Annotated in this window: 23 protein-coding genes and 1 riboswitch; of the genes, 6 read left to right on the top strand and 17 right to left on the bottom strand. The window is 58.3% G+C overall.

Annotation, left to right across the window (positions count from 1 at the left end; all coding sequences use genetic code 11):
• Positions 1-76: 76 nt before the first annotated feature.
• From rplE to yqeB, 3 genes are all read right to left on the bottom strand, one after another.
• Entirely contained in the window at positions 77-634 is a 558-nt protein-coding gene (rplE, locus tag ABG996_RS08600; RefSeq protein WP_006235260.1) for a 50S ribosomal protein L5, read from the bottom strand.
• Between the two features lie 311 nt (positions 635-945).
• Entirely contained in the window at positions 946-1,989 is a 1,044-nt protein-coding gene (locus ABG996_RS08595) for an XdhC family protein (protein WP_347479571.1), read from the bottom strand.
• A gap of 9 nt (positions 1,990-1,998) precedes the next feature.
• On the bottom strand, positions 1,999-2,793 hold the full coding sequence (gene yqeB / locus ABG996_RS08590; RefSeq protein WP_347479573.1) for a selenium-dependent molybdenum cofactor biosynthesis protein YqeB: 795 nt from the start codon (positions 2,791-2,793) through the stop codon (positions 1,999-2,001).
• 102 nt (positions 2,794-2,895) lie between these two features.
• On the opposite strand from yqeB, the gene yqeC reads away from it, so the two are divergent.
• Positions 2,896-3,630: a selenium cofactor biosynthesis protein YqeC gene (yqeC, locus tag ABG996_RS08585; RefSeq protein WP_347479574.1), complete on the top strand. Its 735-nt coding sequence runs from the start codon at positions 2,896-2,898 to the stop codon at positions 3,628-3,630.
• A gap of 109 nt (positions 3,631-3,739) precedes the next feature.
• Here the strand turns inward: yqeC and hydA are convergent, their stop codons facing one another.
• The 5 genes from hydA to dpaL form a co-directional block, all read right to left on the bottom strand.
• The gene (gene hydA / locus ABG996_RS08580; RefSeq protein WP_347479577.1) at positions 3,740-5,107 is read right to left on the bottom strand and encodes a dihydropyrimidinase; all 1,368 of its coding nucleotides are present in this window, start codon (positions 5,105-5,107) and stop codon (positions 3,740-3,742) included.
• Between the two features lie 9 nt (positions 5,108-5,116).
• Positions 5,117-5,731 (bottom strand): nucleotidyltransferase family protein, encoded by a 615-nt coding sequence (locus tag ABG996_RS08575; protein ID WP_347479579.1) that lies wholly within the window; start codon positions 5,729-5,731, stop codon positions 5,117-5,119.
• A 150-nt stretch (positions 5,732-5,881) separates the two neighbouring features.
• Complete coding sequence (ygeW, locus tag ABG996_RS08570) at positions 5,882-7,084, bottom strand: knotted carbamoyltransferase YgeW (protein ID WP_055287465.1); 1,203 nt, start codon at positions 7,082-7,084, stop codon at positions 5,882-5,884.
• A 201-nt stretch (positions 7,085-7,285) separates the two neighbouring features.
• Entirely contained in the window at positions 7,286-8,671 is a 1,386-nt protein-coding gene (locus ABG996_RS08565) for a YgeY family selenium metabolism-linked hydrolase (protein ID WP_055252228.1), read from the bottom strand.
• A gap of 74 nt (positions 8,672-8,745) precedes the next feature.
• A complete protein-coding gene (dpaL, locus tag ABG996_RS08560) occupies positions 8,746-9,960 on the bottom strand; it encodes a diaminopropionate ammonia-lyase (RefSeq protein ID WP_347479582.1) in 1,215 nt (404 codons plus the stop codon).
• Between the two features lie 277 nt (positions 9,961-10,237).
• Here dpaL and ABG996_RS08555 point away from each other — a divergent pair, with 277 nt between their 5' ends.
• The 3 genes from ABG996_RS08555 to ABG996_RS08545 all read left to right on the top strand — a co-directional run bounded on the left by ABG996_RS08555 (position 10,238) and on the right by ABG996_RS08545 (position 12,804).
• Entirely contained in the window at positions 10,238-10,891 is a 654-nt protein-coding gene (locus ABG996_RS08555; protein WP_347479583.1) for a helix-turn-helix transcriptional regulator, read from the top strand.
• Positions 10,892-11,014: 123 nt separating this feature from the next.
• The gene (locus tag ABG996_RS08550; protein WP_347479585.1) at positions 11,015-12,001 is read left to right on the top strand and encodes a hypothetical protein; all 987 of its coding nucleotides are present in this window, start codon (positions 11,015-11,017) and stop codon (positions 11,999-12,001) included.
• 281 nt (positions 12,002-12,282) lie between these two features.
• A riboswitch (SAM riboswitch) is annotated at positions 12,283-12,373 on the top strand.
• 8 nt (positions 12,374-12,381) lie between these two features.
• Positions 12,382-12,804 (top strand): hypothetical protein, encoded by a 423-nt coding sequence (locus ABG996_RS08545; protein WP_347479587.1) that lies wholly within the window; start codon positions 12,382-12,384, stop codon positions 12,802-12,804.
• Positions 12,805-13,147: 343 nt separating this feature from the next.
• Here the strand turns inward: ABG996_RS08545 and ABG996_RS08540 are convergent, their stop codons facing one another.
• From ABG996_RS08540 to ABG996_RS08515, 6 genes are read right to left on the bottom strand one after another with little or no spacing between them, the layout of a single operon-like run.
• Complete coding sequence (locus tag ABG996_RS08540) at positions 13,148-14,677, bottom strand: restriction endonuclease subunit S domain-containing protein (protein WP_347479589.1); 1,530 nt, start codon at positions 14,675-14,677, stop codon at positions 13,148-13,150.
• A gap of 15 nt (positions 14,678-14,692) precedes the next feature.
• Positions 14,693-17,821 carry a type I restriction endonuclease subunit R gene (locus ABG996_RS08535; RefSeq protein ID WP_347483906.1) on the bottom strand — a complete coding sequence of 1,043 codons (3,129 nt, stop codon included), beginning with the start codon at positions 17,819-17,821 and terminating at the stop codon, positions 14,693-14,695.
• Positions 17,818-19,143: a hypothetical protein gene (locus ABG996_RS08530; RefSeq protein WP_347483904.1), complete on the bottom strand. Its 1,326-nt coding sequence runs from the start codon at positions 19,141-19,143 to the stop codon at positions 17,818-17,820. Before ABG996_RS08530 ends, ABG996_RS08535 begins: the two co-directional genes overlap by 4 nt.
• Before the next feature lie 2 nt (positions 19,144-19,145).
• Positions 19,146-20,327: a restriction endonuclease subunit S gene (locus tag ABG996_RS08525; protein ID WP_270225390.1), complete on the bottom strand. Its 1,182-nt coding sequence runs from the start codon at positions 20,325-20,327 to the stop codon at positions 19,146-19,148.
• Entirely contained in the window at positions 20,324-22,177 is a 1,854-nt protein-coding gene (locus ABG996_RS08520; RefSeq protein WP_270225391.1) for a type I restriction-modification system subunit M, read from the bottom strand. Before ABG996_RS08520 ends, ABG996_RS08525 begins: the two co-directional genes overlap by 4 nt.
• A 2-nt stretch (positions 22,178-22,179) precedes the next feature.
• Positions 22,180-22,386, bottom strand: coding sequence for a hypothetical protein (locus tag ABG996_RS08515; RefSeq protein WP_270225392.1), 207 nt, complete (start codon positions 22,384-22,386; stop codon positions 22,180-22,182).
• A gap of 484 nt (positions 22,387-22,870) precedes the next feature.
• Between ABG996_RS08515 and ABG996_RS08510 the strand changes: the two genes are divergently transcribed.
• Positions 22,871-23,698: an abortive infection family protein gene (locus tag ABG996_RS08510; RefSeq protein WP_270225393.1), complete on the top strand. Its 828-nt coding sequence runs from the start codon at positions 22,871-22,873 to the stop codon at positions 23,696-23,698.
• Here the strand turns inward: ABG996_RS08510 and ABG996_RS08505 are convergent.
• Positions 23,695-23,862, bottom strand: coding sequence for a hypothetical protein (locus tag ABG996_RS08505; protein WP_270225394.1), 168 nt, complete (start codon positions 23,860-23,862; stop codon positions 23,695-23,697). The two genes, ABG996_RS08510 and ABG996_RS08505, sit on opposite strands and share 4 nt — an antisense overlap.
• A gap of 75 nt (positions 23,863-23,937) precedes the next feature.
• Positions 23,938-24,672: a 3'-5' exonuclease gene (locus tag ABG996_RS08500; RefSeq protein WP_347479596.1), complete on the bottom strand. Its 735-nt coding sequence runs from the start codon at positions 24,670-24,672 to the stop codon at positions 23,938-23,940.
• 258 nt (positions 24,673-24,930) lie between these two features.
• On the opposite strand from ABG996_RS08500, the gene ABG996_RS08495 reads away from it, so the two are divergent.
• On the top strand, positions 24,931-25,056 hold the full coding sequence (locus ABG996_RS08495; RefSeq protein ID WP_255360338.1) for a hypothetical protein: 126 nt from the start codon (positions 24,931-24,933) through the stop codon (positions 25,054-25,056).
• A gap of 295 nt (positions 25,057-25,351) precedes the next feature.
• Here ABG996_RS08495 and ABG996_RS08490 read toward each other — a convergent pair whose 3' ends face one another.
• Positions 25,352-26,743: an ATP-binding protein gene (locus tag ABG996_RS08490; RefSeq protein ID WP_347479598.1), complete on the bottom strand. Its 1,392-nt coding sequence runs from the start codon at positions 26,741-26,743 to the stop codon at positions 25,352-25,354.
• Positions 26,744-26,911: the final 168 nt, after the last annotated feature.

Genomic DNA, 26,911 nt, shown 5'->3' with positions numbered 1-26,911 from the left:
TATCCTCCTCACATAGAGTATTGTTCGCCCCAAGCGCCGCCCCCTTGTGGGAACGGCGCTTATAGGGCAGGTGAACCTATTTCTTGAACGGGAAACCGAAGGCGTCCAGAAGGGCCTTGGCCTCCTCATCGGTGTTGGCGGTGGTCACGAAAGTGATGTCCATACCACGCTGGTGATCGACGGAATCGAAGTCGATCTCGGGGAAGATGAGCTGCTCGGTGACGCCCATGGAGAAGTTACCACGGCCGTCGAAGCTCTTGGCGGAGATGCCGCGGAAGTCGCGGATACGGGGGATCGCGACGGAGGTCAGACGATCGAAGAACTCCCACATACGGTCGCCACGCAGGGTAACCTTGCAGCCGATCGGCATACCAGCGCGCAGGCGGAAGGTAGCGATGGACTTACGGGCACGGGTGATCATCGGCTGCTGGCCGGTGATGGCGCGCAGGTCGCGCACGGCACCGTCGATGGCCTTGGAATCGGTAGCGGCCTCGCCGACACCCATGTTCACGACGATCTTCTCAAACTTGGGGATCATCATGACGTTCTCGTACTGGAACTTGTCCTGAAGCTGCTGCTTGACCTCGTTGTTGTACTTGGTCTTCAGACGCGGCACATACTTCTCTTCTGCCATTGTTCACTCCTTCTTGGGGTTTTAAGCACGGGGCGTGGCCACGGTGGGTTGTCCTCGTGCCTCCTGACTGCATCCGCACCGCTCATGGCATTTTGCGGTTTGGACTCGACGCAGCAGGAGCCGACAAAACAATCGGTACTATACGCGTATTGGGTGCGTATTTCCAGAAAAACCTCGTCTGCCTGCACAACTCCACAACTCCCCCGCACAAATGGATCCCAAAAAGCAGTTGCGGTGAAATAGGGACTGTTTGGCGGCCTAAACGGCTTAAACAGTCCGTATTTCACCGCAACTTATTGGTGGGGATGCGATTAGCGCTTGCGGGGGACGAGTTTGGTGCGGCGCAGGTGGATCATCTCGGCGGCGATGGAGATGGCGATCTCATCGGGGTCCTCGGCCTCGATGGCAACGCCGATCGGAAGGTGCAGCTCGTCGATCTGGTCCTGCGTAAAGCCTTCCTGCTCCAGGCGGGCACGCACAAAGGCCGTCTTTCGGCGCGAGCCCAGACAGCCCAGGTAGGCAGGCTTGGCGCGCATGGCCTGAATCACCACGTCGATATCGGACTTGTGACCCGCCGTGGCGACGACCACCAGGTCGCGCGGGCCGATGGGGCACAGCTCGCTCAGGTTCTTGTAATCGACCAAGCGACGATCGTAGACACCGGGCACCCAATCGGGGGTCAGCGTGCCGGGGCGGTCGTCGCACGCCACGACGGCAAAGCCCGCCGCCGTGAGCACCCGCGCCGTCGCGGCGCCCACGTGGCCGCAGCCAAAGATATAGGTCAGGCCCTCGGGGCAGAGCGTCTCGATGTGCGCGGGAGGAATCTCGGAGGCGGCGTTTGTATAGGTAACCTTACTCCCCTCCTCCACCAGCGAAAGCCCGGGGCAACCCGCAATGGTGCGGCGCGATTCCTCGCCATGGTATTCAGTAGCGTCGCTTTCGAGCGCGCTTGCGATAAACGGCTCAAAGTCGATGACGAAGTCGCCGATACGTCGATACGTCAAGACGTCGGCAATTTCCTGGAACAACTGTGCCTGGATCGCATCCAGATGCAGATAGCACAGGCAGATGGCTCCGCCGCAGATCATACCGGTATCGGAGTTCTCGCCGCCCATGGTGTAGCGGACCAGACGCGATTGCCCCGCGGCCAGCAGCTCTCGCGCCTCGTCCAGCGCAAAAAGCTCGATCTTGCCGCCGCCGATGGTGCCCGCCTGGCTACCGTCGGCAAAGACGGCCATCCAGGCGCCCACGCCGCGCGGCGACGACCCCGCCGTGCCGGCCACGACCACGAGCTCGCACGTCTCGCCAGCACGCAGGGCGACAAGCGCCGCATTCACAACATCGAGCTTTTCCATTGCCGCCTTCTATCCTCTAAAGATATCGGTGAGCATAGCGAGTGCCTCGAGCACGCCGCCGCCGACCGACGTCGCCTTGTCCGAAATGTAGTTGATATAGCTGGCATCGCCGCGCGGATCGACATCGGCGCATTTAAAGCCCTCGGTCACCTGCACGCCGTTCGCCAAAAGCCCGCGCAGACAGCCATCGATCTGCGTGCGCATGGGCGTATCGCCCGCGTAGCCAATCACGTCTCCGGCGCGCACGATGTCGCCGATTGCGCGGTCGGACCGAAACACGCCGGCGGCGGGGCTGTGGATAACACGCTCTTTGCCATAGCCAGCGATAATGCCCGGCACGCCCGTGTTGGGCTGGGGTGAACCTTGGGTAATGACACGGCCCAGGAAATGCCCGCGCATGGTCTCGACCACGGCGTCGCAATCGACCGGCGCGGTAAAGCCCGGCCCCACGGCGATGACGGTAGGCGCCATATCGCGCGTGGTGCCCAAGTTGCGCTTAGCCAGAATCGCGTCGACCACGGCAGCGGGTTTCAGTTCGTCGAGCATCTTGGCCTGGGGGTCTACCACGACGGCGACGTCTCCGGCCTCGGTAATTGCAAGCGCCTCTGCCGGCGTCCGCGCCAAGCGAGCGCGAATGCCCTCAACCTCGACCTCGCCCAGGCGAATGGCCTCGCAAAAACTGATTGTGCGACGGATGCACGTGGGAACCGCGATATCGGCCATGACAACCGACACGCCGGCGCGCACCAAGCGAGCGGCGACGCCCGTGGCGATATCGCCGGCGCCGCGAACATATACGAGCATTCCCGGGGCACCTCCCTGTGCTACGGTTTGAGCAGAGCAAAAGCGGTTCGACCGCTACTCTGATGATTATTTATTATCACAGTATTATACGGCGGTGAACAGATGGAAACGACGAGCGGAAACCTTGCCTCCGCGCTCAAGATCGAGCCGGGCATTACCGCAATTATCGGCAGTGGCGGCAAGTCGACCTTGCTAAAGACGCTGGGCCTTGAGCTTATGCGCGCTGGAGGCCGCGTGCTCCTCTGCACCACCACGCATATGTTTCCCGTCGCCGGCGTGCCATGGGACGGGTCGTGCCGTCGCCTGGACGCCGCGCCTTGGAAGCCGGGGGCCCTGCATGTTCCCGGCTGCACCTGCGAGGCATGCGCGGGCATGAACCGCGGAAGTATCTGCCAGGCGGGTGTTTTGGACCCGGAGACAGGCAAGCTCTCCGCCCCCGCTGAGCCGCTCAACGAGCTGGCGCAGCGCTTTGACTATGTGTTGGCCGAGGCAGATGGCAGCAAGCGACTCCCGCTCAAAGCGCATGCCGCCTGGGAGCCGGTAATTCCCGCCGCCACGGCAAACGTTGTCTGGGTCGTCGGCGCCTCGGGACTGGGCAAACCCGTCGCCGAGGTTGTCCACCGCCCCGAGCTCTTTTGCGAGCGTTGCGGCTGCGAGCTCACCGACATCGCCACGCCCGAGCGCGTCGCCCAGGTGCTCAATTCCGAGATGCAGGCGCTGAAACTCAGCACCGCACGCGTCATGCTCAACCAAGTCGACACGCTCAGCGACCCCACGATGGCCGACCGCTTCGAGGCAGCCCTCGGCCGCCCCGTCGTCGCCAGCAGCCTCAAGTAGCCGGCCCCATCTCGTCAGTTGCGGTGAAATACGGACTGTTTGGCCGCCTGACGGCCGCAAACAGTCCGTATTTCACCGCAACTGCGGAGGGGACACGGCATCTTTGCTGCTAGCGGGGCACGTAGCGGCCAGGCTGGGCTCCGGTGGGCTCGCCATCGCGCGCCACCAGCACGCCGTTCACAAACACGGCCTTGGCGCGGCCATGTGCCTCAAAGCCCTCGAGCGGCGTGTAGTCCACGGCCTGATGCTGTGTCGCGGCGCTGATCGTCCAACGCGCGCACGGATCCCACACGCACACGTCGGCGTCGGAGCCCTCGGCAAGACAGCCCTTGCGCGGGTACATGCCAAACACGCGCGCCGGGTTCTCGCTCATCAGGCGGCAGAGGTCCTCGGGGCCCAGTTGCCCCTCAAAGCTCGTGGCGATCGCGACGGGACGATGCTCCACGCCGGGCCCGCCGTTGGGAATCGCGCGGAAATCGTCGCGCCCGCGGTCCTTTTGCCCGTGCAGGTTAAAGCTGCAATGATCGGTTGCAATAGTATCGATCTCGCCAGCCACAAGCGCCTCGCGCAACGCGGCACGGTCACCGGCATGGCGCAGCGGCGGGCTCATCACGTACTTGGCGCCCGCAAAGCCGTCCTCGCCCTGTTCCAGATAGCAGGTGTCGTCGAGCATCAGATACTGGGGGCAGGTCTCGACATAGATATTCTTCTGCCCGCGCGCTTTGGCAGCACGGATGGCCTCGAGCCCCAGCTTGGTCGAAAGGTGCACCACGTTGACCGGAGCGTCCCCGGCCAGGTGCGCCAGATACAGCAGGCGGCTCACGGCCTCACCCTCGCACACGTCCGGACGGCTGAGCGCATGGCCCTCGGGCCCGTGGATGCCCTGCTCAAACACGCGCTTCTGCAGCGCATTCACCAGCGTGCCGTTCTCGCAATGCACGCACAGGATACCGCCCACGCGCTTGAGCTCCTCCAACACCTCGAGCGTCTCGGCATCGTCCAAGCGCAGGTGGTCATAGGCAAAGTAGGTCTTAAACGACGACACGCCCGCCTCGCGCATGGCCGAAAGATCGGCGCGGTTGCGCTCATTCCACTCGGCGAGCGCCATATGAAAGGCGTAGTTGGCGGTGCAGGTGCCGTCGGCGCGATGATGCCACTCGACCAAGGCATCGGGCATGGTCACGCCGCGATCGGCCGTCGCGTAGTCGACGATGGTCGTGGTACCGCCGCAGGCAGCCGCACGTGTGCCGGTCTCAAAGCTATCGGCCGTCCAGTCCATGCCGGTCCAGCACTGCATGTGCGTGTGCCCATCGATAAAGCCCGGGAACACCCAGCAGCCCGCGGCATCCTCGACGGTATCGCCCTCGGCCGGCTCAATCGCTGCGGCGATCCGCACGATCTTATCGCCATCCATGGCAAGATCGGCGCGGCGAAGCCCCTGGGGCGTCACGAGCGCGCCGTTTTTGATGATGATCATAATTGCTCCTTATTGATTGTTGCAGTTGGCCACGCGATCAAAATACGAGCAGGCGGCGATATGCTCCGTTATGCGTTGCTGTCCCTTGGCGGTATCGACGTCCCACAGCTCGTATGCACGCGCCTCGACCAGCACCACGTCGGTACGGTCCTTGAGGATCGAACCGCCGCCGTCCTTGCCCTCAAGACACATGAGTGCATCGAACAGTTCCGCCGGAAAGAGCACCGGGCTCGAAGGCTCACCGTTGCACGCAAGACGCACCGGATGCTTGCGGCCACACTCGTCAAACGCACGAACCATAGCCTCAAAAGAACCCGAACTCACGAGCGGCTGGTCGCCCGGCAAAAAGAGGCAACCTTTCCAGTTGCGTTCGACTCCCCATGAAAGGCCCGCACGGACGCTTTCGCTGCGCAGCTCGCCATCGTGCAGCACGCACGGGCAATGCTTGTCCTCGCAAATCTGGGCGACCTCGGGCCAACGCGTCGAAACCACGACGTCAAAGCCCCGGGGAACCGAATCGATGGTCCGGGCAATCAGCGGCTCGCCATAGATATCGGCAAGCATCTTGTTAGAGCCAAACCGCTTGCCCTCGCCCGAAGCCATAATGACGCATCCTAGTTTCATGGTGATACCTCCCCTGAAACCATCGTACCCATAACTCGCGCCGCGGGCATCCACATCGAAAGCGCTTATCCCGCACGCCCACGATGCAAAAAGGGGGCACCCCGCCGGTTGGCAGAGGGCCCCCTTTACATGGCTTACCTCAGCCCGGCTTTAGGCCTGGAGCCAACGGGCGGTGTTACGCTCGTCGAGGGCCTTGAGGGTAGCGGCGGGATCGGCAACCTTCTGCAGGAACATCATGGCAGCGATGGCGTACGGCTTGTAGCTGGCCTCCTTGTACATGCCCACGCGGTGCATGTCGAAGACGTCGGCGTTAACCTCGCCGTGCTCGCAAGAGACACCGGAGATGTCGGCGGGCAGCGGGTGCATAAAGATGGTGTCCTGGCCGTTGGCAGTCTTCTCCATGAGCTCGGTCGTAGAGCACCAGTCCTGATGGGTGGCGTTCTGGGCGAGCAGCTCCTTCTCGAGCGCGGCGATGCCGGCGTCGTCGCCCTCGGCGTACAGGTTGGTGCGCTTCTCCATGGCGGCAAACGGAGCCCAGCTCTTGGGGATCACGATGTCGGCGCCCTCGAAGGCCTCGGCCATGGTGTTGACCTGCTTAAAGGTAGTGCCGGACTCGGCGGCATAGCCCTTGGCGCGCTCGACGACCTCGGGCATGAGGTCGTAGCCCTCGGGGTGGGCCAGGGTGACGTCCATGCCAAAGCGGGGCAGCAGGCTGATCAGCGACTGCGGGCAGGACAGCGGCTTGCCGTAAGAGGGCGAATAAGCCCAGGTGACGGCAACCTTCTTGCCCTTGAGGTTCTCAAGGCCGCCAAACTCGTTGATGAGGTAAAGCATGTCGGCAGAGGACTGCGTGGGGTGGTCGGAATCGGACTGCAGGGAGATGAGCGTGGGACGGTGATCCAGAACGCCGTCCTCGTAAGCCTGCTGGACAGACTCGGAGACCTCGGCCATGTAGGCGTCGCCCTTGCCGATGTACATGTCGTCGCGGATGCCGATGACGTCGGCCATGAAGGAGATCATGGTAGCGGTCTCGCGGACGGTCTCGCCGTGAGCGATCTGGGACTTCTTCTCGTCCAGGTCCTGCAGCTCAAGGCCGAGCAGGTTGGCGGCCTTAGAGAAGGAGAAGCGCGTACGGGTGGAGTTATCGCGGAACAGGGAGACGGCCAGGCCCGAGTCGAAGATCTTGGACGAGACGTTGTTCTCGCGCAGCTCGCGCAGGGCGTCGGCGACGATGTAGAGAGCCTTGAGCTCATCGGTGGTCTTATCCCAGGTGTGCAGGAAGTCGCTGCCGTACATACCCTTAAAATCGAGGCCGTTCAGCTGCTCGACGAGCTCGGTAAACTTGGCGTCCATGTAAATGTCCTTTCTAAAGGTGAAACGATCGCAATGAGTAGATGTGCTCCGGCATGCGCGTGTGGCTAGAACATGCAGAGCGCTATGACGAGGACCCGCTACCGTTGAGGAAGCATGGGAGATAACGACCGCGGGCCCCAAGTCAACAGGAGGCGCCGGGGGCATAAACTGTCCCCGGCTCAACAAAATCGAGGAATGGGACTAGTCGATCTTGTTGTTGGTCAGACCGGCGCGGAACACGGTGGCGTCGCCATCGGCCTGGCTCGGATCGTAGAGGTTCAGGGCAGCCACATACATGGCGGCAGCGGTGACCAGGTCGTCCTTGTAGGTGACCTCGTTGGGAGCGTGAGCCTGAGACTCGGCACCCGGGCCAAAGCCCACGCAGGGGATGCCGTAGCGGCCCTGGATGGAGACGCAGTTCGTGGAGAAGGTCCACTTGTCGCACAGCGGGCGACCGGTGCGCTTGTCCATGCTGGGCTCGCAGCCGATGCGCTCGTCACCAAACATGGCCTTGTGGGCGTCGACGAGGGCCTTGACGTGCGGAGCGGTCTCCTTGTTGATCCACGTGGGGAAGTAAGCCTCGGTCTCGTAGACCTCGCCGGTCCAGGACGGACGGTCGTACATGTACATGGAGACCTTCACGTCGTCGCCGTACTTCTTGGCGGCCGGCAGGTTGCGGATCTCGTCCAGGCAGGACTCCCAGGTCTCACCGGCGGTCATGCGACGGTCGATGGAGATGGCGCAGGAGTCAGCGACAGCGCAGCGGCTGGGGCTGGTGTAGAAGATCTGGCTGACGGTGCAGGTGCCGCGGCCTAGGAAGCGGGCATCCTCGAAGTGCTCGGGGTTGTACTTGGGGTCGAGCATCTTGACGAGACCCTTGATGTCGGTCGACTCGTCGCAGCCGTTGTTGTTGAGGGCGCGGACGTCGGCGATGATGTCGGCCATCTTGTAGATGGCGTTGTCGCCGCGGTCGGGAGCGGAGCCGTGGCAGGAGGTGCCGTGAACGTCGACACGGATCTCCATGCGGCCGCGGTGACCGCGATAGATGCCGCCGTCGGTGGGCTCGGTGGAAATGACGAACTCGGGCTTAATGCCGTCCTTGTTGTAGATGTACTGCCAGCACATGCCGTCGCAGTCCTCTTCCTGGACGGTGCCGACGACCATGATCTTGTAACCCTCGGGGATGAGGCCCATGTCCTTCATCATCTTGGCAGCGTAGGTAGCGGAAGCCATGCCGCCCTCCTGGTCAGAGCCGCCGCGGCCGTAGATGATCTCGTCGGTCTCGTAGCCCTCATAGGGATCGGCGTCCCAGTTCTCGATGTTGCCGATGCCGACGGTGTCGATGTGGGAGTCGATGGCGATGATCTTGTCGCCCTCGCCCATAAAGCCCATGACGTTGCCCAGGCCGTCGACCTTGACCTCGTCATAGCCAAGGCTCTCCATCTCGGCCTTGATGCAAGCGACAACCTCGCCCTCCTCGCAGGACTCAGAGGGATGGGAGATCATGGCGCGCAGGAAGCGAGTCATATCAGCACGATGAGACTCAGCAGCAGCCTTGATAGCGTCGAAATCGAGTTCTTTAGCCATTGTTCATAACCTTTCAAACGAAGGAATCTACCTGTGAGGTGGCGGAGCGATACCTATTTACTCCGCCCCAACGATTAGCAAGTGGGATATTCGCCTTCCCAAACAATTCGACGATACTGATCGGGGTCCGTGTCACCTTCCGTGGAGAAGCAGAGCACAGAGCTCGTCTTATCCAGGCCGATGAGCTCCTTGAGCTCGGCGTACTCGGGATCGAGCATGAGAGTCTCGACCAGGCCGGTGGTCACAGCGCCGGACTCGCCGGAGATGACGCGCGGGTCGCCCTTCTCGGGAGCGCCCAGGGTGCGCATGCCGCGAGCGGTGACCCAGTCGGGGCAGGACACGAAGGCGGTGGTGTGGTTGCGCAGGATATCCCAGCCCAGGATGTTGGGCTCGCCGCAGCACAGGCCGGCCATGATGGAGGGCATGTCACCGTCCACGATACGCGGATCGCCGTCGCCGGCGGCAGCGCCCTTGTACAGGCAGGCGGCAGGCGCGCACTCAACCACGACGAAGGTGGGCGGGTTATCGGGATACAGGTTGGTGAAGTAGCCCACCACGGCGCCGGCGAGCGAACCCACGCCAGCCTGGACAAACACGTGCGTCGGGCGGTTGATGGCCATCTCGCGCAGCTGCTCGGCAGCCTCGGAAGCCATGGTGCCGTAGCCCTCCATGATCCAAGACGGGATCTTCTCGTAGCCCTCCCAGGCGGTGTCCTGAACGACAACGCCGCGCTCACAGGCGTCGGCCTCGGCGGCGGCCATGCGCACGCACTCGTCGTAGTTGACCTCTTCGATGGTCACCGTGGCGCCCTCGGCGGCGATGTTATCGAAGCGGGGCTTGGTGGAACCCTTGGGCATGTGCACGACAGCCTTCTGGCCCAGCTTGTTGGCAGCCCATGCCACGCCGCGACCATGGTTGCCGTCGGTGGCGGTAAAGAAGGTAGCCTGGCCAAAGTCCTCGGCCAGCTGATCGGAGGTCAGGTAATCGAAGGTGCAGTCGGCAACGTCCTTGCCGGTCTCGTCGGCAATATAGTTGGCCATGGCAAACGAACCGCCCAGAACCTTAAAGGCGTTGAGGCCAAAGCGATAGCTCTCGTCCTTAACGCACAGGTTGGACAGACCCAAGCGCGCAGCCTGACCGTCCAGGCGGGCAAGCGGGGTGACGGTATATTGAGGGAACGACTGGTGGAAGGCGCGGGCCTTCTTCACGTGGTCGAGACTCATGATTCCCAAGTGCTTGTCATCGCTCTTGGGCATCGTGTTGCCCGCCCACTGGATCTTATCGGCCATACGGTGAACTCCTTAAGTCCTCTCTTGCCGGCCCCCGCATACGCGTTTCAGCCCGATCCCATTCACACGACTGAACTTTTATGTGGATGCCAAACAAAAAGTTTGTTAGTAATGTTCTATCACACTTTTTGATTGGTATATCTAACGAATTGTTTGTTGCCGTAATCGGTACTTTTTCGCCGCCGAACGGTCATGAATTGCCTTGTTGATGGATTTGTTTGCGGTCATGTGTGGTTTATGGCACAGTGAGCCCAAACTAATTTTTAGGAAGGTACCCATGACCCCCGCACAGATTGAGTTTTACAAGCGCCTCGCACACGGTCTGGCGCTCCAATTTGGCCCCAACTGCGAAGTCGTCGTCCACGATCTGGAGACCGAGGACGTGGACCACTCCATCGTAGTGATCGAAAACGGCCACGTCAGCGGGCGCAAACTGGGTGACGGCCCCAGCCATATCGTGTTTGAGTCCATGCACGAAGGCGCCACCGACGTACACGACCGCGAGCCGTACCTCACTAAAACCACCGACGGTAAGCTGCTCAAATCGTCGACGATCTTTATCCGCAACGATGAGGGCAAACCCGTCGGCATTTTGGGCATCAACTTTGACATTACGCTTATGAAGGCTTTTGAGCGTTCGCTCGACGCCTTTACCGGCATCGGCGGCACGGGCTATACCGAGCCCGAGCCCATTACCAAGAACATCGGCGACCTGCTCGAGGACCTGCTGCACGAGTGCGAGCAGTTTGTGGGCAAGCCCGCGGCACTCATGACCAAAGACGAGCGCATTCGTGCCATTGGCTACCTCGACCGTCGCGGCGCCTTCCTCATTTCCAAGTCGAGCGAGCGCGCCTGCGAGTTCTTTGGCATCTCCAAGTACAGCTTCTATAGCTACCTCAATGAGGCCAAGGCGGCGGCCGGCGACAAGTAGGCACTCGCCTGGATTGCCCCTCCCCTTTTGGGTGCGAGTTCTGGAAAGCACGAATCCAAGACCGGGCCGCTTGGGAAGTTCCATATAATCGATGTCATTAGTATTTCGAAAGGATGGAACAGAATGGCGTTGAGCAAGGCATCATGCACCGGTCGCGGATTGATTCCGGCAATTGGTGGACATGTGCACCGCATGTTCGATGAGGGTGAAGACGACCTGTTTTCGCTAAGCCTTGACGACGTGATGGATGATCGCCCGTGGACCGCCGACGAACTCATGGGCGGCGGGGCTCGCCCGTCAAGCCCCGATCCCACACTTGCGCCTAAGCCCGCATCTGCGCCGACTCCTGCGCAGTCGCCTGTTTCGACGCCCGCGCCTACGCCCGCACCCACTTCGGCGTCCACGCCCGCTCCCCGCCCCGCAAGCGACCCGTCCGAGACGGCGGCATTTCTCGCTGCAGCGACGCAGGGCAAATCGGCCGACAGCACCGTTATGTACAGCGCCCAGCAGTTGCCTGTTCCTGCGGCACGCAAGCCTCCGGTCGCAAGGCTCGATGGGCCCGTTGCCCATCAGGTTGCCTACGATTCCTGGGCTGCAGCCGATCTGGATGAGACCTCTACCGGCATGCCGGCGCTCGACGTTCCAGTTAATCCGCTTTTTGCCGCCAACACGAGCGCCGCGGACTATGAGGGCGGTGCGGCATATTCCGATTATTCCGATGGCTATGCTGGCAACGGTCGCATCGAGACCGAGGATTATGGCACCGCATCGAGCGATTATCTCAACGATCCGTACGCTGCCACGCCTGCACCGGAATATGACCCGGAGGCCGCATCCGCACCGGCGTATACCAAAAGCACGGGCGAAGAGCGTTTCGCCGATTATTACGCCGAGGAAAAGGCGCTGCGTTTCTCGGAATTTCCGCAGGCAGTCAAGGTTGCCTTTATCGCCATTATCATCGCCCTGCTCGGCGTCATTGCGTTTGAGGGATTCCAGCTGTTCCGCGGCCCCACCCAAGCGGAGTCGGAAACCCAGCAAAAAGAGGACGACAACCAGTACCTGGACATCAACACCCTCAAGGGCGACCCCAACGACGGGGACGACGAGTAGCGAGGGCTGAAGGCGGCCACAGGATTCCGCATCCAGCGCCGGCTTCTAAGTGCTGTTTTGTCATCCAGCCACACTTTTCCGAAGTTTTAAGGTGCCTATTTCGACACTTTTCCGTACTTTTACACGGCTGATTTCGACACTTTTCCGGATGAAAGCCGAATAATCACTTGGGAAACCAACGCCATCCGCGCGTCATTTCGCGGATGGCGCTTGATTTCTGTCCGTACACGTTGAGTCCGTACACGTTGATAGACTTCCTCTTGCCCGCAAGGAGCGGGCACGTTTTATCCAGAGTCGGGGTAGAGAGTTGGCTCCACGATCCCGACGCCAACCGGCCAAAAGGCACGGTGGCCCTGCCAACATCGATGAAAGGAGTCCGTATGGACAATTTCTCCGTGCGCAGTGAGCGCAACTTCCACAATCTGGTCGTCAAACCGAATCACATGCATCTTCTGGACAAGCCGAACGGCTATGCCTCGGCCATGGTCAAGAGCAGCCTCTCCCACCAGATGCGCTTTACGGTACAGAAGCTCGAGGAAGAGCTCTGTGCTGTTGGCAATCCACATGTGTTGCAGATCAAGCTGCTCGGAGACGACTCGCGTGAGCCGTCCAGCTGGAAGCTCTTCGCCGACGGCGTGTGCGTTGCGGACGGATCTGGCCCCTTTGCCCGTGAGTGCTTCTGCGAGGGAGCCGAGGTGTTCCTGGATCTGTGTCGCGATGCCGTCGAGACTGCCGAACTGCGCCAGCGGAGCCAGAGGGAGTATGAGCTGCTGAGTGCCACCCGCGGGATTGCGAGGATGTAGACAGGCGGAAATAGACTTGCGCACCCCAATGTCGCCAAAACGACAATACCGTAGCCCTTAGCCACCGTCGCGCGCGGCCACATAGGCCACACGGTGTCAAAAAACTGACACTTGTGTATGCCTTTTGACATACACAAGTGTCAGTGATCTAAACTGGGCAACCACAACGGCATATGCAACGGCCGATAGCTCGCCAATCACGACATGCCCGCCTTCCGCGACCTGATTGCCAAAATACCGGCACCCAGCAACGATTGCGTCGACATTTCGAGCGACATGCGGCTTGGAAGGGCTGATGAGAGATGGCTGAATGCTTGGTACGAGAGAGTGTAGTTCAGCGAAATCAGCCTAGACAGTGTGCCCCTCTGGTTCGAAGAACCTTGTCGAGATACTCGATAACCATACGCGCGGTTTCTTCGTTCACCTCATCCGCAGCGATGCAAAGTTTCGCATGAACCAGATTCCTCTTCTTGCGAATCTGGTGAGCCATGTCCGCCTCCTTCATCCAACGAGGCCTCTCCAGATACTTAATCTCGTTGATGTAGTCGATAAGGGCCGCGGGTTTCATCTTGCCGCTCTTCCTGTCCCGCACCATATACTTTTCCGCAAAGTAGTTAACGTGCTTGATTTCGGAAATCCAGTCGATAAGAACCGCCTCAAGAATGGAACCGGCAAGGATGATTGCCGCCTTATAAGCGCCGTGTGAAAAACAGGTATTTAGCTCACGGATGTCCGAGGAAAGGAAGGAGCGCAACTGTTCCTCGTTATACGCCTGAATCCTATCGGCGATTTCGGCGTTAAGAATCTCTTCCGCCGCAGACGGCTCCGCACCCTTTAGGCCTTCGAGGTCTTGGTAGTTCCTCGGTGCACGTCCGGACAGGATGGCATATTCGGTGAGATAGTACTGCTCGTCCATCGATGGTTCGACAACGGGAAAAACGCTGAGGTCGCGAAGCGCTAGACGCTTCATGATGACGCCGCCAGCCAACGATGACAGGGCCTGCTTTGCGATATCGCTGGAAAGGTAGAAGCAGAGATACTCCGGAGATATCCCGTTGGCACGAATAACAGCCATGCTCGTGCCCGCATAAACGGGCTCTTCCCCATCGCGCTCAAAGACGATGGCGTGATTCTCCTCGCCGATGAGGCACATAACAATATCACCCTTGCGCAGGGGCACCGTTGTTGCCTCGCCCCGCTCCAATGAGTCAAGATCAACTGGGAATCTAATGTTTCTTGGCCTGAGAACCAAGACGTTTCTGGCGGCGTCAGTAACCTTTCGCGGCATAAGAATGTTGGCGACTTCCGAAAGCTCTACGGTCTTTGAACTCGCAAGCGTGCTACGTATCTTACGATTTCGAGGAGAATAGAACGCGGGGGTGAATCTTCCTTCTATAAGTTCGCTTGGAGGCATACCGAAAAAAGCTCCGCACTTGGATGGACAGTCAGGAGCCCCTCCATTTGCATAGTCTTCGACCGCCCGAAGATATGCGAGGAAATCGTCACTGAAGCGATCGACCGGAATCTTGCAGAGACCGTCAGCCTTACGCGAGCCACGTGCCTTGGCGACAAGCGGTTTCTTGAGCTTGAGCGTCGAAAATCGACACTCTCCGAAGCCGGGTCGTGCGAAAACATAAAGCATGAGAAAAAGCGAGGTCCCAGACAAGATGTCCCCGAGCTCAAAGGCGCCGCGCAGGATGTAACCATCCGGAATAAGACTGCGCTTCTTGCCGGTGTCGAAGAAACCGCGAGCGCCCACAAAGGCGTACTCATCCGACTCATCTGAGAATACGAGCTCGGCCAGCTCGTCATGATTTCCCGTAACGAGAAAGCCCTCGCGGTTATCTAAACACTTTTGCAAGTCAATCGTCATCGCATCCTCCAACAACTATGCCGCGCGGTCCATGCCATAGAAGTAATTAAATATCTCCTCAATACATCCGGGCAATGCTTCATCGGGATAACTAGACTCAGGAAGCTTGTATACCTCGTTGCGCACGATAAGCCTCACAATGTCGCGAGTCTCAGTCTTCTCCGTCCAGCGCACCATGTTGGCAAGCCGTTCTTCAATAATAGATACCATCTCGATGGCGACACACTTGACCTGCTTGATCTCAGCAGGCGTCAGCGTGTCCTTGAATAGCATCTCAAACACGGTCATCTGCTGCTGGTTCTGGAAGCCCTCGCGTACCCATTCCTTCTGTTTGTCATCAAGGTCGCGGGACAGGTTGATGAGATCGTTGAACGTCTTCTCGATCATCGCCTTGTCCTGCTCGGAGTTGTAGCTCTCGATAATCCGCTCGTAGCGTTCGAAGTAGTCGATGCGTCTGGGATTGCCCCTCAGCGCGGTCTCAAGGCGCGCTTCTATGACAGAACGCAGGTCGTCAATGATGAGGTGCTTGCGCTTGGCCCTGGCGAACTCCTGCGAGAGCCTGTTGAAGTCAATGCTGCTGATATCAAACTTAGTAGCCGTCTTGAGTCCCTCGGAGGCCTCGCTGACCACTACATGATCGCTCACGATGCCCTGCAACTGGACCATGAGCTCGGTTGTGTCGGCGCTGGCCCTGTGGGCGTTGATATGGTTGAAGACAGCTCGCAGAGCGTCGCGCTTGGCCAGCAGCTCCTCGCCCACCTCTTGTCGGCTCACGTATTTGTACAAGGTGAACAGCTCGCGGCACATTGCACCATAGCGTTTCTTAGTCTCGTCGCACTGAGACACGCAGTCTGCGGCGTTCTTGATTTCCGCCACCTTGTCGAAGCCCTCGGCCGTCAGTAGGGATTCGAGCTCGTAGCCCAGCGACGACACGAACGAAACGGTGCTGTCCGTGAGCTCAGAAATCCTCGCAAGCAGCTCATCCTTGTCGACCACCGGGTCGACTCCATCCCCGCCGCAGGGATTCTCGGTATAATCGGCCAGGGCTTTCCTCAAAGCCTTCACGACGCCAATGTAGTCGATGATAAGGCCGTTGCTCTTTCCCTTGCTCACGCGGTTGGCGCGCGCGATGGCCTGCATGAGGCCGTGGGCCTTGAGCGGCTTGTCAAAGTACATGGCCGAGAGCGACTTCACGTCGAAGCCGGTGAGCCACATGGCGCATACGAAGACGATGCGGAACGGGTTGTTGGCATCCTTGAACTCGTCATCTAGCTGGCGCTCCTCCATCTTTTGGCGGTGTGGTGCTATGTCGAGCCCCCACTTGCGGAAGCGGTCGATCTCGTTCTGTTCCTGGCTCACTACGACCGCCATCTCGGTGGATTCCATCCAGGCGATTTTACGGCGCTGCTCCATGGCCTGCTGCTGGTCCATGCCAGCGAGCCTTGCGCGCTCCTCGTCGAGTGTCTCGGCCCAATACTCCTGCACGTAGTTGTACATCATCACGCAGGTGACCTTGTTCACACAGATGAACATGGCCTTGCCCGACTGCCAGACGTTCGTGTAATGGGAGACAAAGTCGCGGGCCACGGCTCTCAGGCGCGGCTCGGCCATGATGATGTGAACGCCATGGTTGAGCTGGGCTTGCACCTTCTCGGTCTGGTCGGCGTCGAGGTCGGCATCTTCAACGGCTCGGAGCAGCTCGTCGTTGATCTCCGGATTCTCGATGCCGAGCTTGTCGCTACGGTTCTCATAGAAGAGCGGCACTGTAGCACCGTCCTCGACGGCGCGCTTGAAGTCGTAGACCGAAACATAGCCGCCAAAGGTCCTGGCCGTTAGGTTGTCGTAAGCAAGAATTGGCGTTCCCGTAAAGCCCAAGCGCGACGCCGTTGGCAGCAACTTCACCATGTTCTCGGCAAAGACACCGTTGTTGGACCGATGCGCCTCGTCGGAGAGCACGACGATATCGTGGTCGGGCACGATGGGCTCGACGTCAGGCTGGTTGAACTTCTGGATTAGCGAAAAGATATAGCTTGGATTGCCCTCGAGCTTCTCCACCAGGTCCTTGCCGCTCGTGGCGCGGCAGCGCTCGGCGGGGACACCCGCAAGGCACCCGCAACTCTCGAACGTCTCGCTAATCTGTTTGTTGAGCTCGTCGCGGTCCGTGAGCACCAGGAAGGTCGGCGAGCCCGGCTGCGTTCGGCGAATCTTCTCGGCCAAGAAAACCATCGAGTAGCTCTTGCCCGAGCCCTGCGTGTGCCAGAAGACGCCGAGTTTTCCGTTGCGCAGCTCGCGCTCGGAGTAGGCGCGCACGGCATCGTTCACGCCTAGGTACTGGTGGTTGCGCGCAAGGATTTTGGCGGCCGGCGAGTCGAAGTGGTCGAACAGGATGAAGTTCTGGAAGAGGTCGAGCAGCGTCTCTTTGTTGCACACACCCCTCATCATGGTCTCGAGCGCAACACTTCCAACGTCACCCTCACTCAGACGTTTCCATTCGCCGAAGAACTCATAGGAGCTGCCCAACGTTCCGATCTTGGACTCCAGCCCGTTGGAGAGCATCACAAAGGCGTTGTAATAGAAGATCTGGGGAATGGTATCCTGGTAGTCGGTGTAGTTGTCCTCGTATGCGCGCAGCACGTCCTTGTCGTGGCGCTTGAATTCGACGAACAGCAGCGGCACACCGTTGACGAAGCCTACGAGGTCGCAGCGGCGTCGATGCATGGGGCCCTTCACCCACAGTTCCTCTGCCGCCACGAAGCGGTTCAACTTTGGATGCTCAAAGTCGAAAGCCCGCGCGAGCTCAGTACGCATGGAGCCATCGGGCTGAACCTTCTTCACCGGTATGCCATCGCGAAGCATCTTATACTTTGCTTCGTTGGTCTGCAGCAGCGAGTCGCCGACAAAGACCTGTTCCAGGGTCGCCACGGCTTCGGCGCATTCGGCCTCGGTAAGGTGCTCGTTCAGTTCAACCAACGCGTTCATGAGATCGCGCTTGAGAAGGACGTCCTTATAGGAGTCACGACCCAGCGTACCACAGGGGCCGAGAACCTCATCGTCGAAGCAGTAATGGACGTCCCACCCCATGCGACGAAGCAGCTCGCCCGTGGGCTTCTGGACAGCCTCCTCTTCGGAGTAACGGCTGGTCATAGCCTTCCTCCATCTCGTGTCATGGCGTCTGCCGGACGGTATTTCAAATCAAGCGGGATCGCGTCATTGATCTCGCACGGGTGCATGAGGGCGATTTCGTACAGGGCGATGCGCGAAAGCATGTACAGCTCATCGTCGCTGTCGCTCTCATAGTCGAAAACGACTCGCCTACCGAGAACGTCGTCCATCTCGCGGAGTTTGATGCGCCCCCAATTCGCGTCACTTGGGCCATGCTCGCCGTCGAGATAATGGATCTTCTCGAGGTTGTATTCGAACCCCCTCAGCTCCTGGGCACCCGAATGAGAGAAAAGCAGGTGCTCAAACAGAATCCAGTCCGTTTCATCGCCTTCGATACCGGCATGTTCCAGACCTTCCCTCGACATGTCACGAAGTATGTTGAGCTGCAGCCCCAAGGCATGACGCCACGCCTCCGCATAACGGCGGGCAGCCGAAAGGTTTACCTCGTTCGAAGGGACGAAAGACACTGCCTTCTTGGCGAAGTCGTAAATGAAGTCGTTACTGGAGCCAAAGCGCTCAAGCTCGGCACTCTTCAAGCGATCAATAAATTCCCCCTCCGTCTCGTTCCCTCCCCTGTCGGGAACCGGGATAGAGCAAAACCTAGCAATGGCCTCCCGCTGAAAGCGTCCGAGACCCTCGATGACCTTTTCCAGCAATCCATAACGAAACTCGATATAGTCAAAGACCTGGTCCATATGGATACAAACGTCATCGCCCCAGCTGTTGGGCGCATTCGTGAACGCATGGGCGTGCAAGTCGCAATCCCACATTGTCTTGAAAATTGGCTCCTTTACCCATGTGATGTACGGGCAGGTAACGAGCCCCGAACTTTGGTACTCACCGGCATAGCGACTTGTCTCCACTGGATGAACCGCGCAAAGGGAACGAATGAACCTGAAATATTTTTGGTCTGTGCCCTTCCCGTTCCTACCAAGCTGGGAGAACGCTCCGGTGCGGTCATTCTCCTCGGAGAGGTCAACTCCAAAAATTCTTGCGAGCATATCAACACAATCAATCACGGTAGCGGCATTGTTGATGAAGTTAATAAAGTCGAACGCGCTCCCGTACTCATACGTAGCCGTCCCAAGTACCTGTTCATTCAGGTAAGCGACCGTATCACGAATCCTGTGCTCGCACGAGCAGATGCAATCCCATGCGGGAAGGCCCCGAAATTTCTTCTTCTCGAAAGCCTTTTCCACAAACGAAATCTGCTCCGAAATATGTTCATGTCTTCCGAGCAAGTCATGGAACCGCTCGATAAGAGCAGGGTCGAGATGTATCTGGAACGTCTTTTCGCACTCCATCGCTACACCTCGATTTCCCCAGACATAAGTTTGGGAAGCAAGCGGTCGCGCGCCTCGCGAGCAGCAACAATCAGACTGCTGCACTGCGCAATAGCCGAAAGGAACGATTCGCAAATGTTTTCGAAACGAGAAGCAACATCGGCGGAAGGAATAGGGACCTGATAGGACTTCATTGCGGCCCAATCGGCACGGGGCATTTTCGTCCCGGTTTTACTGGTAGCAGTTGCATAGGAGACAAACTCATCGGAAGATGCAACCGCGAGCAGGAACGCCTGTTTGCCTTCAACCGCCCGCATGACAATCGCATCGGTTGAAGTGACCCCATCAAATTGCGCAAATCCAACCTTATGGAAGTACGGTCGAATTTTCCCAAACAGGACATCGCCCTTTCTAAATTCGGTTTTATTCCCGACAACGTCGGCGGCAACGCCATGGGCGCGAAGGCATATAGAGTCCTTTGGCATATGCTCAAGTCCGATATATAGCTCATTGCCCGTGCGTTCATCTTGTTTCGATATCGTTTTGATAAGAGCACAGCATTCACCAAGACAGCCCATACGCCACCCCTCAGGAAGACCATCGACAATGGGCGTGGTCTCGTGACCGGGGAACTTGAGGTCGATGAACCACTCCTTGTAGAGGCGCTGGGCGGCCTCCTCCAGGAGCTTGATCTGCCTGCGGTTATTCTCGATTAGCTCGTCATAAGCAGAGAGCACGTCAGCAATGCGATCTTGGGTCTCACGGTCAGGAAGCCCAATTACCAGGTTGCGAATAATCGGCATGTTGACGTGGGAGACAGTTGCTCCGTTTGAGTTGCTAAGCAGCGCATGTCTCTGCTTCGGAGCATTGAGATAGTAGTTCAAGAATAGAGGGCTAACCTTCTCGGCTTTAGGGCGAATGAGAACGGTTCTTTGCCCGAGGCACACCTCCATGCCCTCTCTAATGATGCCAACATTGCCAGCAGGAGCCTCCCTGGCGAGTATCAAATCATTCGGACGTGGAACGGCGCGAATATTTCGCCTATCGTATGCAGCCTTGGAAACTCGTTGAACACCCTCGAGATCAAGGTAGCCGACTCCGATGTTTGGAGTGCGAATAATCGGATATCCCTCGCCCTCGTCAGGCTCTGTTGAATGTGGGCAATCGACGATCAGCTCGCAGACATCATTTAGTTTGCAGCTCATAGTCCCAGCTCCTGGAAGTTGCGGTCGATAGTGGCCATGAGGTCGTTACCCTGCTTCTGCAGCTCCAGCAACTCCGAGTGAATCTCGGCCATGCGCTCATGGAAGTCCACGCCGTCGTCCTCTACAGGAGGCACGCCCACGTAGGCACCCGGCGTCAGGCTCCAAGAGCTCTTCTCGGCAGGCTGGTCGCCCTGAATCTCATTACGCGTGGCCACCTTGCACAGCCCCGGCACATCCGCGTACTCGCCCTCGCCGAACTTCTCGACAAGCCAGACGGCCTCGCCGATCTCAGTAGCCGCGGACTCCATCCGCGCCGTCACCTCAGTAAGGGCCTCACGGCGCTTCTTCTGCTCGCGCTTGGGCAGGGCATCGACCTCGGCCTTGGCCGCGGCCTTCTGCCCCTCGATGGCAGCGAGCATCGCCTCGTGCGCGGCGGAGAAGTCCTCGCCACCGCCGATACCCAAGAGCTTCTCTGCCACCTCGCCGCCAAACAGCGTAGCAATCTCGATCGCACGGTCCTTGTACGCCTCGATGAGATCGTGGTACTTGCTCGCCTCGCCGCGATAGAGCCAGACGATGGCCGAGAGGTTCTTGAGTTGCCAAGGCGTCCACTCGTTAAGCGTCGTGGAGACGGCGGTGTGGTAGCGCTGGGCGTCGATGAACAAGACCTTGTCGCGCAGCGCCTCGGGCTTGCCCTTGTCGAAGAACCACAGCGTGCACGGCAGGCTCTTGGTGTAGAAGAAGTTGTTGCCAACGTAGAGCATCACGTCCACGTGGCCGGTCTCCACGAGTTTGCGACGTTGGACGCGCTCGGCGTTGGAATCGGTCGCGGAGGACGCCATGACGAAACCCGCGCGGCCCGTGTCCTTGAGGTAGGAGTAGAAGTAATTAATCCAGAGATAGTTGGCACCGCTTGCGGACACTTCTTTCTTCTTGTTCGACTTCGGTGCGCCAAGCGGCAGGCGACCGGCGTCCAGAGCCTTTGCGTGCTTCACCTTATCCACGTTAAAGGGCGGGTTGGCGGCCACAAAGTCACACTTGCCGTCGAGCGCGTGCGCATCGTTGTAGAAGGTGTTGGCGTCATCGCCCGACTTGATGTTGCCCTGCATGCCGTGAACAGCCATGTTCATGAGACAAAGCTTGGCGTTGTAGTCGACCTTCTCCTGTCCGTAGAACATCATGGTCTCAGCGGGGTTGTCACCCTGCTCGCGCACGTAGTCGCTGGCGGAAACGAACATGCCACCCGAGCCGCAAGCAGGATCGAGCATCTTGCCACGCGAGGGCTCGATGACGTTCATGATCATGCGGACGAGCGACTTGGGCGTAAAGAAGACGCCGTCGTCGCTTGCCACCGCTGGAGCAAACTTGCCGAGGAAGTACTCGTAGATGCGGCCGATGATATCATCGCCCTCCTCGTCGAGGGCAGGGTTGTTGAAGACGCGGATAACGCTGCGCAACAGGTCATTGCCAAGGTCAGCGTAGGTGTCAGGAAGGACGCCCGCGAGCGAGGGGTTAATGGCAGCGATACTTGCCATGGCTTCGTTGACCGCTTTGCCGATGTCGGCACCATCGGGCAGGTTGAGCAAGTAGTCATAGCGGGCCTCCTCGGGGATGAACATCGCGCCTTTGGCGGAGTAGTCCGCTGCCTGCTTGGGCGGTTTGCGACCCGTGATAGCGGCACGCTCAGCTTCGATCTGCTCGTCGGCGCGCTTGAAACGACCCCATGCATAGCGCAGGAAGATGAGGCCCAGAACCGGCATGCAGTACTGCTGGCTCGTCAGCTTGGAGTTGGCACGTAATTCGTCTGCTGCCTCCCAGAGCTCGTTCTCAAGCTTGCGGATGTCCGCCATCGTTAGTTCTCCTTCTTGGACAGATACTCAATGAGGCTCGTCTTCACGAGGGACGTGAAGCTGACGCCATTGAGAGCGGCCGCCTCCTTGGCGGCATCGCGCATGTTCTTGGGGATGCGGATGGTTACCGCCACGTTCTCGCCGTCCACGAGGAAGCTTCTGAGCTCGCTCGGGGTGGCTTCTCCGTCGATAAGGTCGGCGTACTTCATGGGAACCTCCGCGATTGCACGATGCAATACAAATGTGCTTACGATTCTAGCAAAGGGCGAAAGGGAAATAGCCGTCTGGTGCAGATAGGCAGGCAATGCAATTGTCTCCAATAAAATGGAGCAAGACCATTATTTGCGCAGATTAAAGCGTGTGTAGGAGAACGCAATACAAAGCATCATAAAAGAACTGCATTGAGCGCGCAGCGACATGCGCGGCAATCGTTGAAGTGGAACCATAATGAATCAATTACGGTTCCCGAGATGTTGGGAGGCAGAGGGGAACCGCTTCAAGGCGTATGACCCCATCTGGGCAAGCGAAGACAGCTGTTCAAAAGAGAGCTACCAGAATTGCACATAATAGCTTTCCGTTCAGATAATCTTGGACACGATTCAACGGGCGATGACGCCCACTCTAGGAAAGTTTGCATCGTCTCCTTATAATGCCTCATCAAGAAGTATCAGGTGTTTTGCAAGGCGAGAAAAAATGGCTATGACCGAAATTGAAAAAGGGTTGTTTCTCAGACTCTTCAACCGTGGCGGCTATGTTCTTAATTTCACAACAAGCTCCTTCGACACTTTTACTAAAAGCAGCATTGGCGTTGCGCTTTGCGCTCATTACGGCCTATCGAAAGGTAGATCTCTCACCAAGTACATCGAAGAAGAATCTGATGTAAGCGGAACAAAGTTGCTATGCGACCTGTTTGATTACTATGAGGCACAGCCTGAATACGCCAGCGAAATGGATGGCACTTCCACAGCTCGCGACGCTAAGAACCATCATTTTCTTTATGAAAAGTGCAAGCCCGTTGCGAGGCGAGAACGAGCAGGCGTCTCCGTTCTCGCCCAACGTGAGGAACTTGAGACCCATTTCACGAGCGACTACATGCGTCAACAAATCGATGCTCTCTTTTCATCGCGAGAGACCAATCCAACTGAAGCAATTGGTAAGTCCAAGGAACTGATCGAAAGTTGTTGCAAAACAATCCTTGAAGAAAACAGCAGAGACTATGGGGGCAATTGGGGCGTATCGCAGCTTGTCAAGGAAACGATGAAGTGCCTCGGCATTGAGACAGACGACATTAACGCCGACCTCCCGGCGGGAGGGACCATAAAGCGCATCCTCAGTAGCCTCGGCAACATCGCCGGCGGTATTGCCGAGCTGCGCAACCCATATGGAACAGGTCACGGCAAAGCCGACAGCTATAAAGGACTGACCATAAGACACGCAAAACTTGCTGTAGGAAGTTCGGCGACGCTAGTCGAATACCTCTGGGATGCCCATGAATGGCGCAAAGAAAGCCAGCAAAGTTAACCGACACAATCGGCTTCGAACTTATGCAGCTTCGCCAGCGCATTTACAAGGGCAACCAGATTTGCATCTTGCCGCACGTCAAGGGCGACGGTCGCAACTGCCGCAATCCATTCCGTCTGCACTTTTGCTTTGATGATGAGGCGCAGCTGATCGCGATTGGCCACTGTGGAAGCCATTTGCCAACATCAGGAACTGCTAGGCAATAAGATGCCGCGCCAGCATAGGCGGAGGGCGTCCCCCTACCTCCCCTCCGCCTTCAGCTTCAGCAGCAGATCGCCCAGCTCGAAGCACTTGCTGGAAAGGCGCGTCTGAGCTCGCACGCCCATCCCCCACCGCTGGCGGACTTCCTGGGCGCGCGGGCTCATGTGGTAGTCCCCGTCCATCACCAGCTTGAGCAGCTTGGCGGTCACGCGCGCATCGGCTAAGGCGCTGTGGGCGTGGCCCGTCGACTCGTCGAACTCGATGCCAAACCACGTCGCCGCGTCACTCAAAGAGACACGCCCGTGGCTGCCCACGTTCATGATCGAGGTGTAAAACGCCTGCAGGTCGGCCCAGTCCGTAGGAAATGCGGAAAGGTCCATGTGCTTTGCCTGGCACTCGGTCATAAGCTGTCGATGATCCGCCCCGCTCCAGCAAACTATCTGGGCGGAGTAGCGACCGATCCAATCGCTGAGTCTTTTGATCACCACATAGAGCGGATCAGCCATCGCAGTGTCCACAGCCGATATCCCTGTGAGCTCGCGGACGGGGAACGCAACGCCTTCGGTAAATTCTGTCTGCACAAACTGCGAGAACTCGCCCATCACGTTGCCGTGGTAATCGAGCTTAACAGCGCCGACCTCGATAATCTCGTTACGTAGTCCGCGGCGCTGGCGCTGCTTTGGCACCGGCGCAAACTCAAAGTCGAGCACGATCTGGCGCGCAAAGTTCGTCGTATCGATGGCCGAAATATCCGGCGTCTTTTTGTCTGGCACGGTCAGGGCCTTTCTCCGTCAACCGCCGCTCGTTACATAGGCGGCTACATTGCCGTAAGGATAGGAACCCGTGCGGACATGAAATCGCCCAGCACGGCTTTCCGGCATCCTTGCGTAAAGCCACACTTTGAGAGAATCATGTCACTGTTATTATCGAACATATATTCGTATTTATAGCAGTACTTTGATAGAATTGCAGTTGTTGACGGCAGTTCCATGTGCCGGGCAGCGCCCTCCATGCGACGGGAGGTGATGCCCATGACCGATCTGACTGATTTCGTGAAGCTCCTGACCGCTTTGGTCTCGCTCCTCACGGCGCTTATCGGACTTACCGAGGCACTCAAGCAGCGTACGAAGCAGAAAAAGAGGGGTCGACGCCTCTAAGGCATTGACCCCTTAATCGAAGTAACGGCGCTGCCCAGCTATCACCCTTGGGCTGCCGTCGACCTTATTCTACCCACGGGTGCCAGGTTTAACAAATGGATTTTCGGTTACGAAGTCCGGAGCTCGCCCCTCTACTCCAGCGGCGTTGCGCCGGATTCTGGGACGCACTTTCCGCCCCATGCCTCTATCGGAAACGGCATCCCATCCTGAAGCGGGAATCCGGGACGTAGTTTCCGCCAAAGGCCGCAAAGGGAAAGCGCATCCCATTCCGAGCATCAAATCAGAGCGCGCTTGGTTATCTCCGCTCGCACATCTCGGCAAACGAAATCAGCTTGGTATCTCCCCTGCTCGCCGCAGCATCCTGACATCCTTGCGTAAAGCCACGCTTCGAGAAGATCACGTAGCTTTTATGCTGCCGTCTAAAGAGCTCGCTTCGGTACACGAGCTTTTCCAGAACATCCTCGCCCACCGGCTCATTGCGCCATTTGCACTCCGCAAACAGCGCAGTGCCCTCGCCATCGTCAACAATCAAGTCGATTTCTTCCTGCGTATGCGTGCGATTGTCCGTCCCCCACCAGCGCCCGACGCTCGCCGGAACCACATCGAGCTGGCCCGCCCGCGCAAGTTCGTACACGTATTGCCTGCATATAAGCTCAAAGACCGTGCCCATGTAATCCGATACGTGCGGCTCAATGCGCTTATACGCCATCTCGGCCATATCGTTTTGAATCAGCCCGATGATCTGCGGCACAAACCGGTACCAGAACCTAAACATCTGATCGCTCAGCAGATACACGGCTCGCTTATTGCTCGTCTCGTTTAAGGGCAGCTCGCGCTCGACAATCCCAAGCGATGCCAGCTTATCCACATAGCTCTTTACGTTGCTCGCAGGGATTCCCGTAGAGCTCGCAATCTCCGAAATCTTCGAGCACCCCTGAGCAATTGCCTGCACGATCGCATCATATTGCTCAGGATTGCGGCACTCTTGTAATAGCAGGTTACTCGGCTCCTCAAAGAGATAGCCCGTAGGAGTAAGAAAAAGACGTTTGATGTTGTCCTTGAGCGGTGCGGCAGGATCGACTTTCTCGATATATGCAGGAATGCCGCCCGTCATGCCATAGCAAACCGCAGCGTCTTCGCGACCCATGCTCTGCCACAACCCGAGGGTCGTCGTAAAATCGAGCGGCATGATCTTAAACTGGGCCGTACGCCTACCGTATAGTGGGCTCTCGTAGCCCAACACCTGTTCCTCCATAAACGAAAGAGACGAGCCACATAGGATCAGCATTAGCCTGGTCTCTTTGTATAAGTGGTCGATCTTGTCTTGCAGCAACGAGCTGATCTCGGGATTCGATTGGGCGAGATAGGGATACTCGTCGATCACGGCAATCAAACGTTCCGTGCGAGCCATGGTGGCCAATGCATCGAACGCTTCGTCAAAACTACGAAACGACACGCCTGCAGCACCAACCGAGCCTGCAAGTATCGCCTGGCTAAAGCCGTGCAGGTTTGCCTCCGCATTGGTACGACGAGCTTGAAAGTAAATAGCCTTCTTGCCTTGGATGAACTCTGTGATAAGGCGCGTTTTACCCACACGACGGCGGCCGTAAATCACAGGCATTTCAAAGGAGCCCGTGCCATACAGTCGATTGAGCTCGGACATTTCCGCTGTTCTTCCGATAAACATAGGGCCATCCTTCCTTTACGTTATAGCTAGCTATATTATATCTTCCTATAATATAGCTAGCTATAACGTAATTCGACAAGCGGGCCACGCAAGGGGGGTGTTCCTATAGTTTTGTCAACTGGGCAATGCCGTTTTCGAGATTGAATCGCGACATGCTAACGCCAGGCC

The sequence above is a fragment of the Collinsella aerofaciens genome, from assembly GCF_039836695.1.
Classification (GTDB): domain Bacteria; phylum Actinomycetota; class Coriobacteriia; order Coriobacteriales; family Coriobacteriaceae; genus Collinsella; species Collinsella aerofaciens_BD.
Note: the sequence above shows the minus strand (reverse complement) of the source record. Positions and strands in the feature narration are given on the sequence as shown.

Coding starts and splice junctions, on each gene's coding strand:
- ABG996_RS08510 (WP_270225393.1), top strand. CDS start 22,871: ATGGCTATGACCGAAATTGAAAAAGGGTTGTTTCTCAGACTCTTCAAC.
- ABG996_RS08555 (WP_347479583.1), top strand. CDS start 10,238: ATGACCCCCGCACAGATTGAGTTTTACAAGCGCCTCGCACACGGTCTG.
- rplE (WP_006235260.1), bottom strand. CDS start 634: ATGGCAGAAGAGAAGTATGTGCCGCGTCTGAAGACCAAGTACAACAAC.
- ABG996_RS08495 (WP_255360338.1), top strand. CDS start 24,931: ATGACCGATCTGACTGATTTCGTGAAGCTCCTGACCGCTTTGGTCTCG.
- ABG996_RS08530 (WP_347483904.1), bottom strand. CDS start 19,143: ATGGAGTGCGAAAAGACGTTCCAGATACATCTCGACCCTGCTCTTATC.
- ABG996_RS08540 (WP_347479589.1), bottom strand. CDS start 14,677: ATGACGATTGACTTGCAAAAGTGTTTAGATAACCGCGAGGGCTTTCTC.
- dpaL (WP_347479582.1), bottom strand. CDS start 9,960: ATGGCCGATAAGATCCAGTGGGCGGGCAACACGATGCCCAAGAGCGAT.
- ABG996_RS08535 (WP_347483906.1), bottom strand. CDS start 17,821: ATGACCAGCCGTTACTCCGAAGAGGAGGCTGTCCAGAAGCCCACGGGC.
- ABG996_RS08565 (WP_055252228.1), bottom strand. CDS start 8,671: ATGGCTAAAGAACTCGATTTCGACGCTATCAAGGCTGCTGCTGAGTCT.
- ABG996_RS08575 (WP_347479579.1), bottom strand. CDS start 5,731: ATGAAACTAGGATGCGTCATTATGGCTTCGGGCGAGGGCAAGCGGTTT.
- ABG996_RS08545 (WP_347479587.1), top strand. CDS start 12,382: ATGGACAATTTCTCCGTGCGCAGTGAGCGCAACTTCCACAATCTGGTC.
- ABG996_RS08515 (WP_270225392.1), bottom strand. CDS start 22,386: ATGAAGTACGCCGACCTTATCGACGGAGAAGCCACCCCGAGCGAGCTC.
- ABG996_RS08520 (WP_270225391.1), bottom strand. CDS start 22,177: ATGGCGGACATCCGCAAGCTTGAGAACGAGCTCTGGGAGGCAGCAGAC.
- ABG996_RS08525 (WP_270225390.1), bottom strand. CDS start 20,327: ATGAGCTGCAAACTAAATGATGTCTGCGAGCTGATCGTCGATTGCCCA.
- ABG996_RS08595 (WP_347479571.1), bottom strand. CDS start 1,989: ATGGAAAAGCTCGATGTTGTGAATGCGGCGCTTGTCGCCCTGCGTGCT.
- ABG996_RS08490 (WP_347479598.1), bottom strand. CDS start 26,743: ATGTTTATCGGAAGAACAGCGGAAATGTCCGAGCTCAATCGACTGTAT.
- ygeW (WP_055287465.1), bottom strand. CDS start 7,084: ATGGACGCCAAGTTTACCGAGCTCGTCGAGCAGCTGAACGGCCTCGAT.
- yqeB (WP_347479573.1), bottom strand. CDS start 2,793: ATGCTCGTATATGTTCGCGGCGCCGGCGATATCGCCACGGGCGTCGCC.
- yqeC (WP_347479574.1), top strand. CDS start 2,896: ATGGAAACGACGAGCGGAAACCTTGCCTCCGCGCTCAAGATCGAGCCG.
- hydA (WP_347479577.1), bottom strand. CDS start 5,107: ATGATCATCATCAAAAACGGCGCGCTCGTGACGCCCCAGGGGCTTCGC.
- ABG996_RS08550 (WP_347479585.1), top strand. CDS start 11,015: ATGGCGTTGAGCAAGGCATCATGCACCGGTCGCGGATTGATTCCGGCA.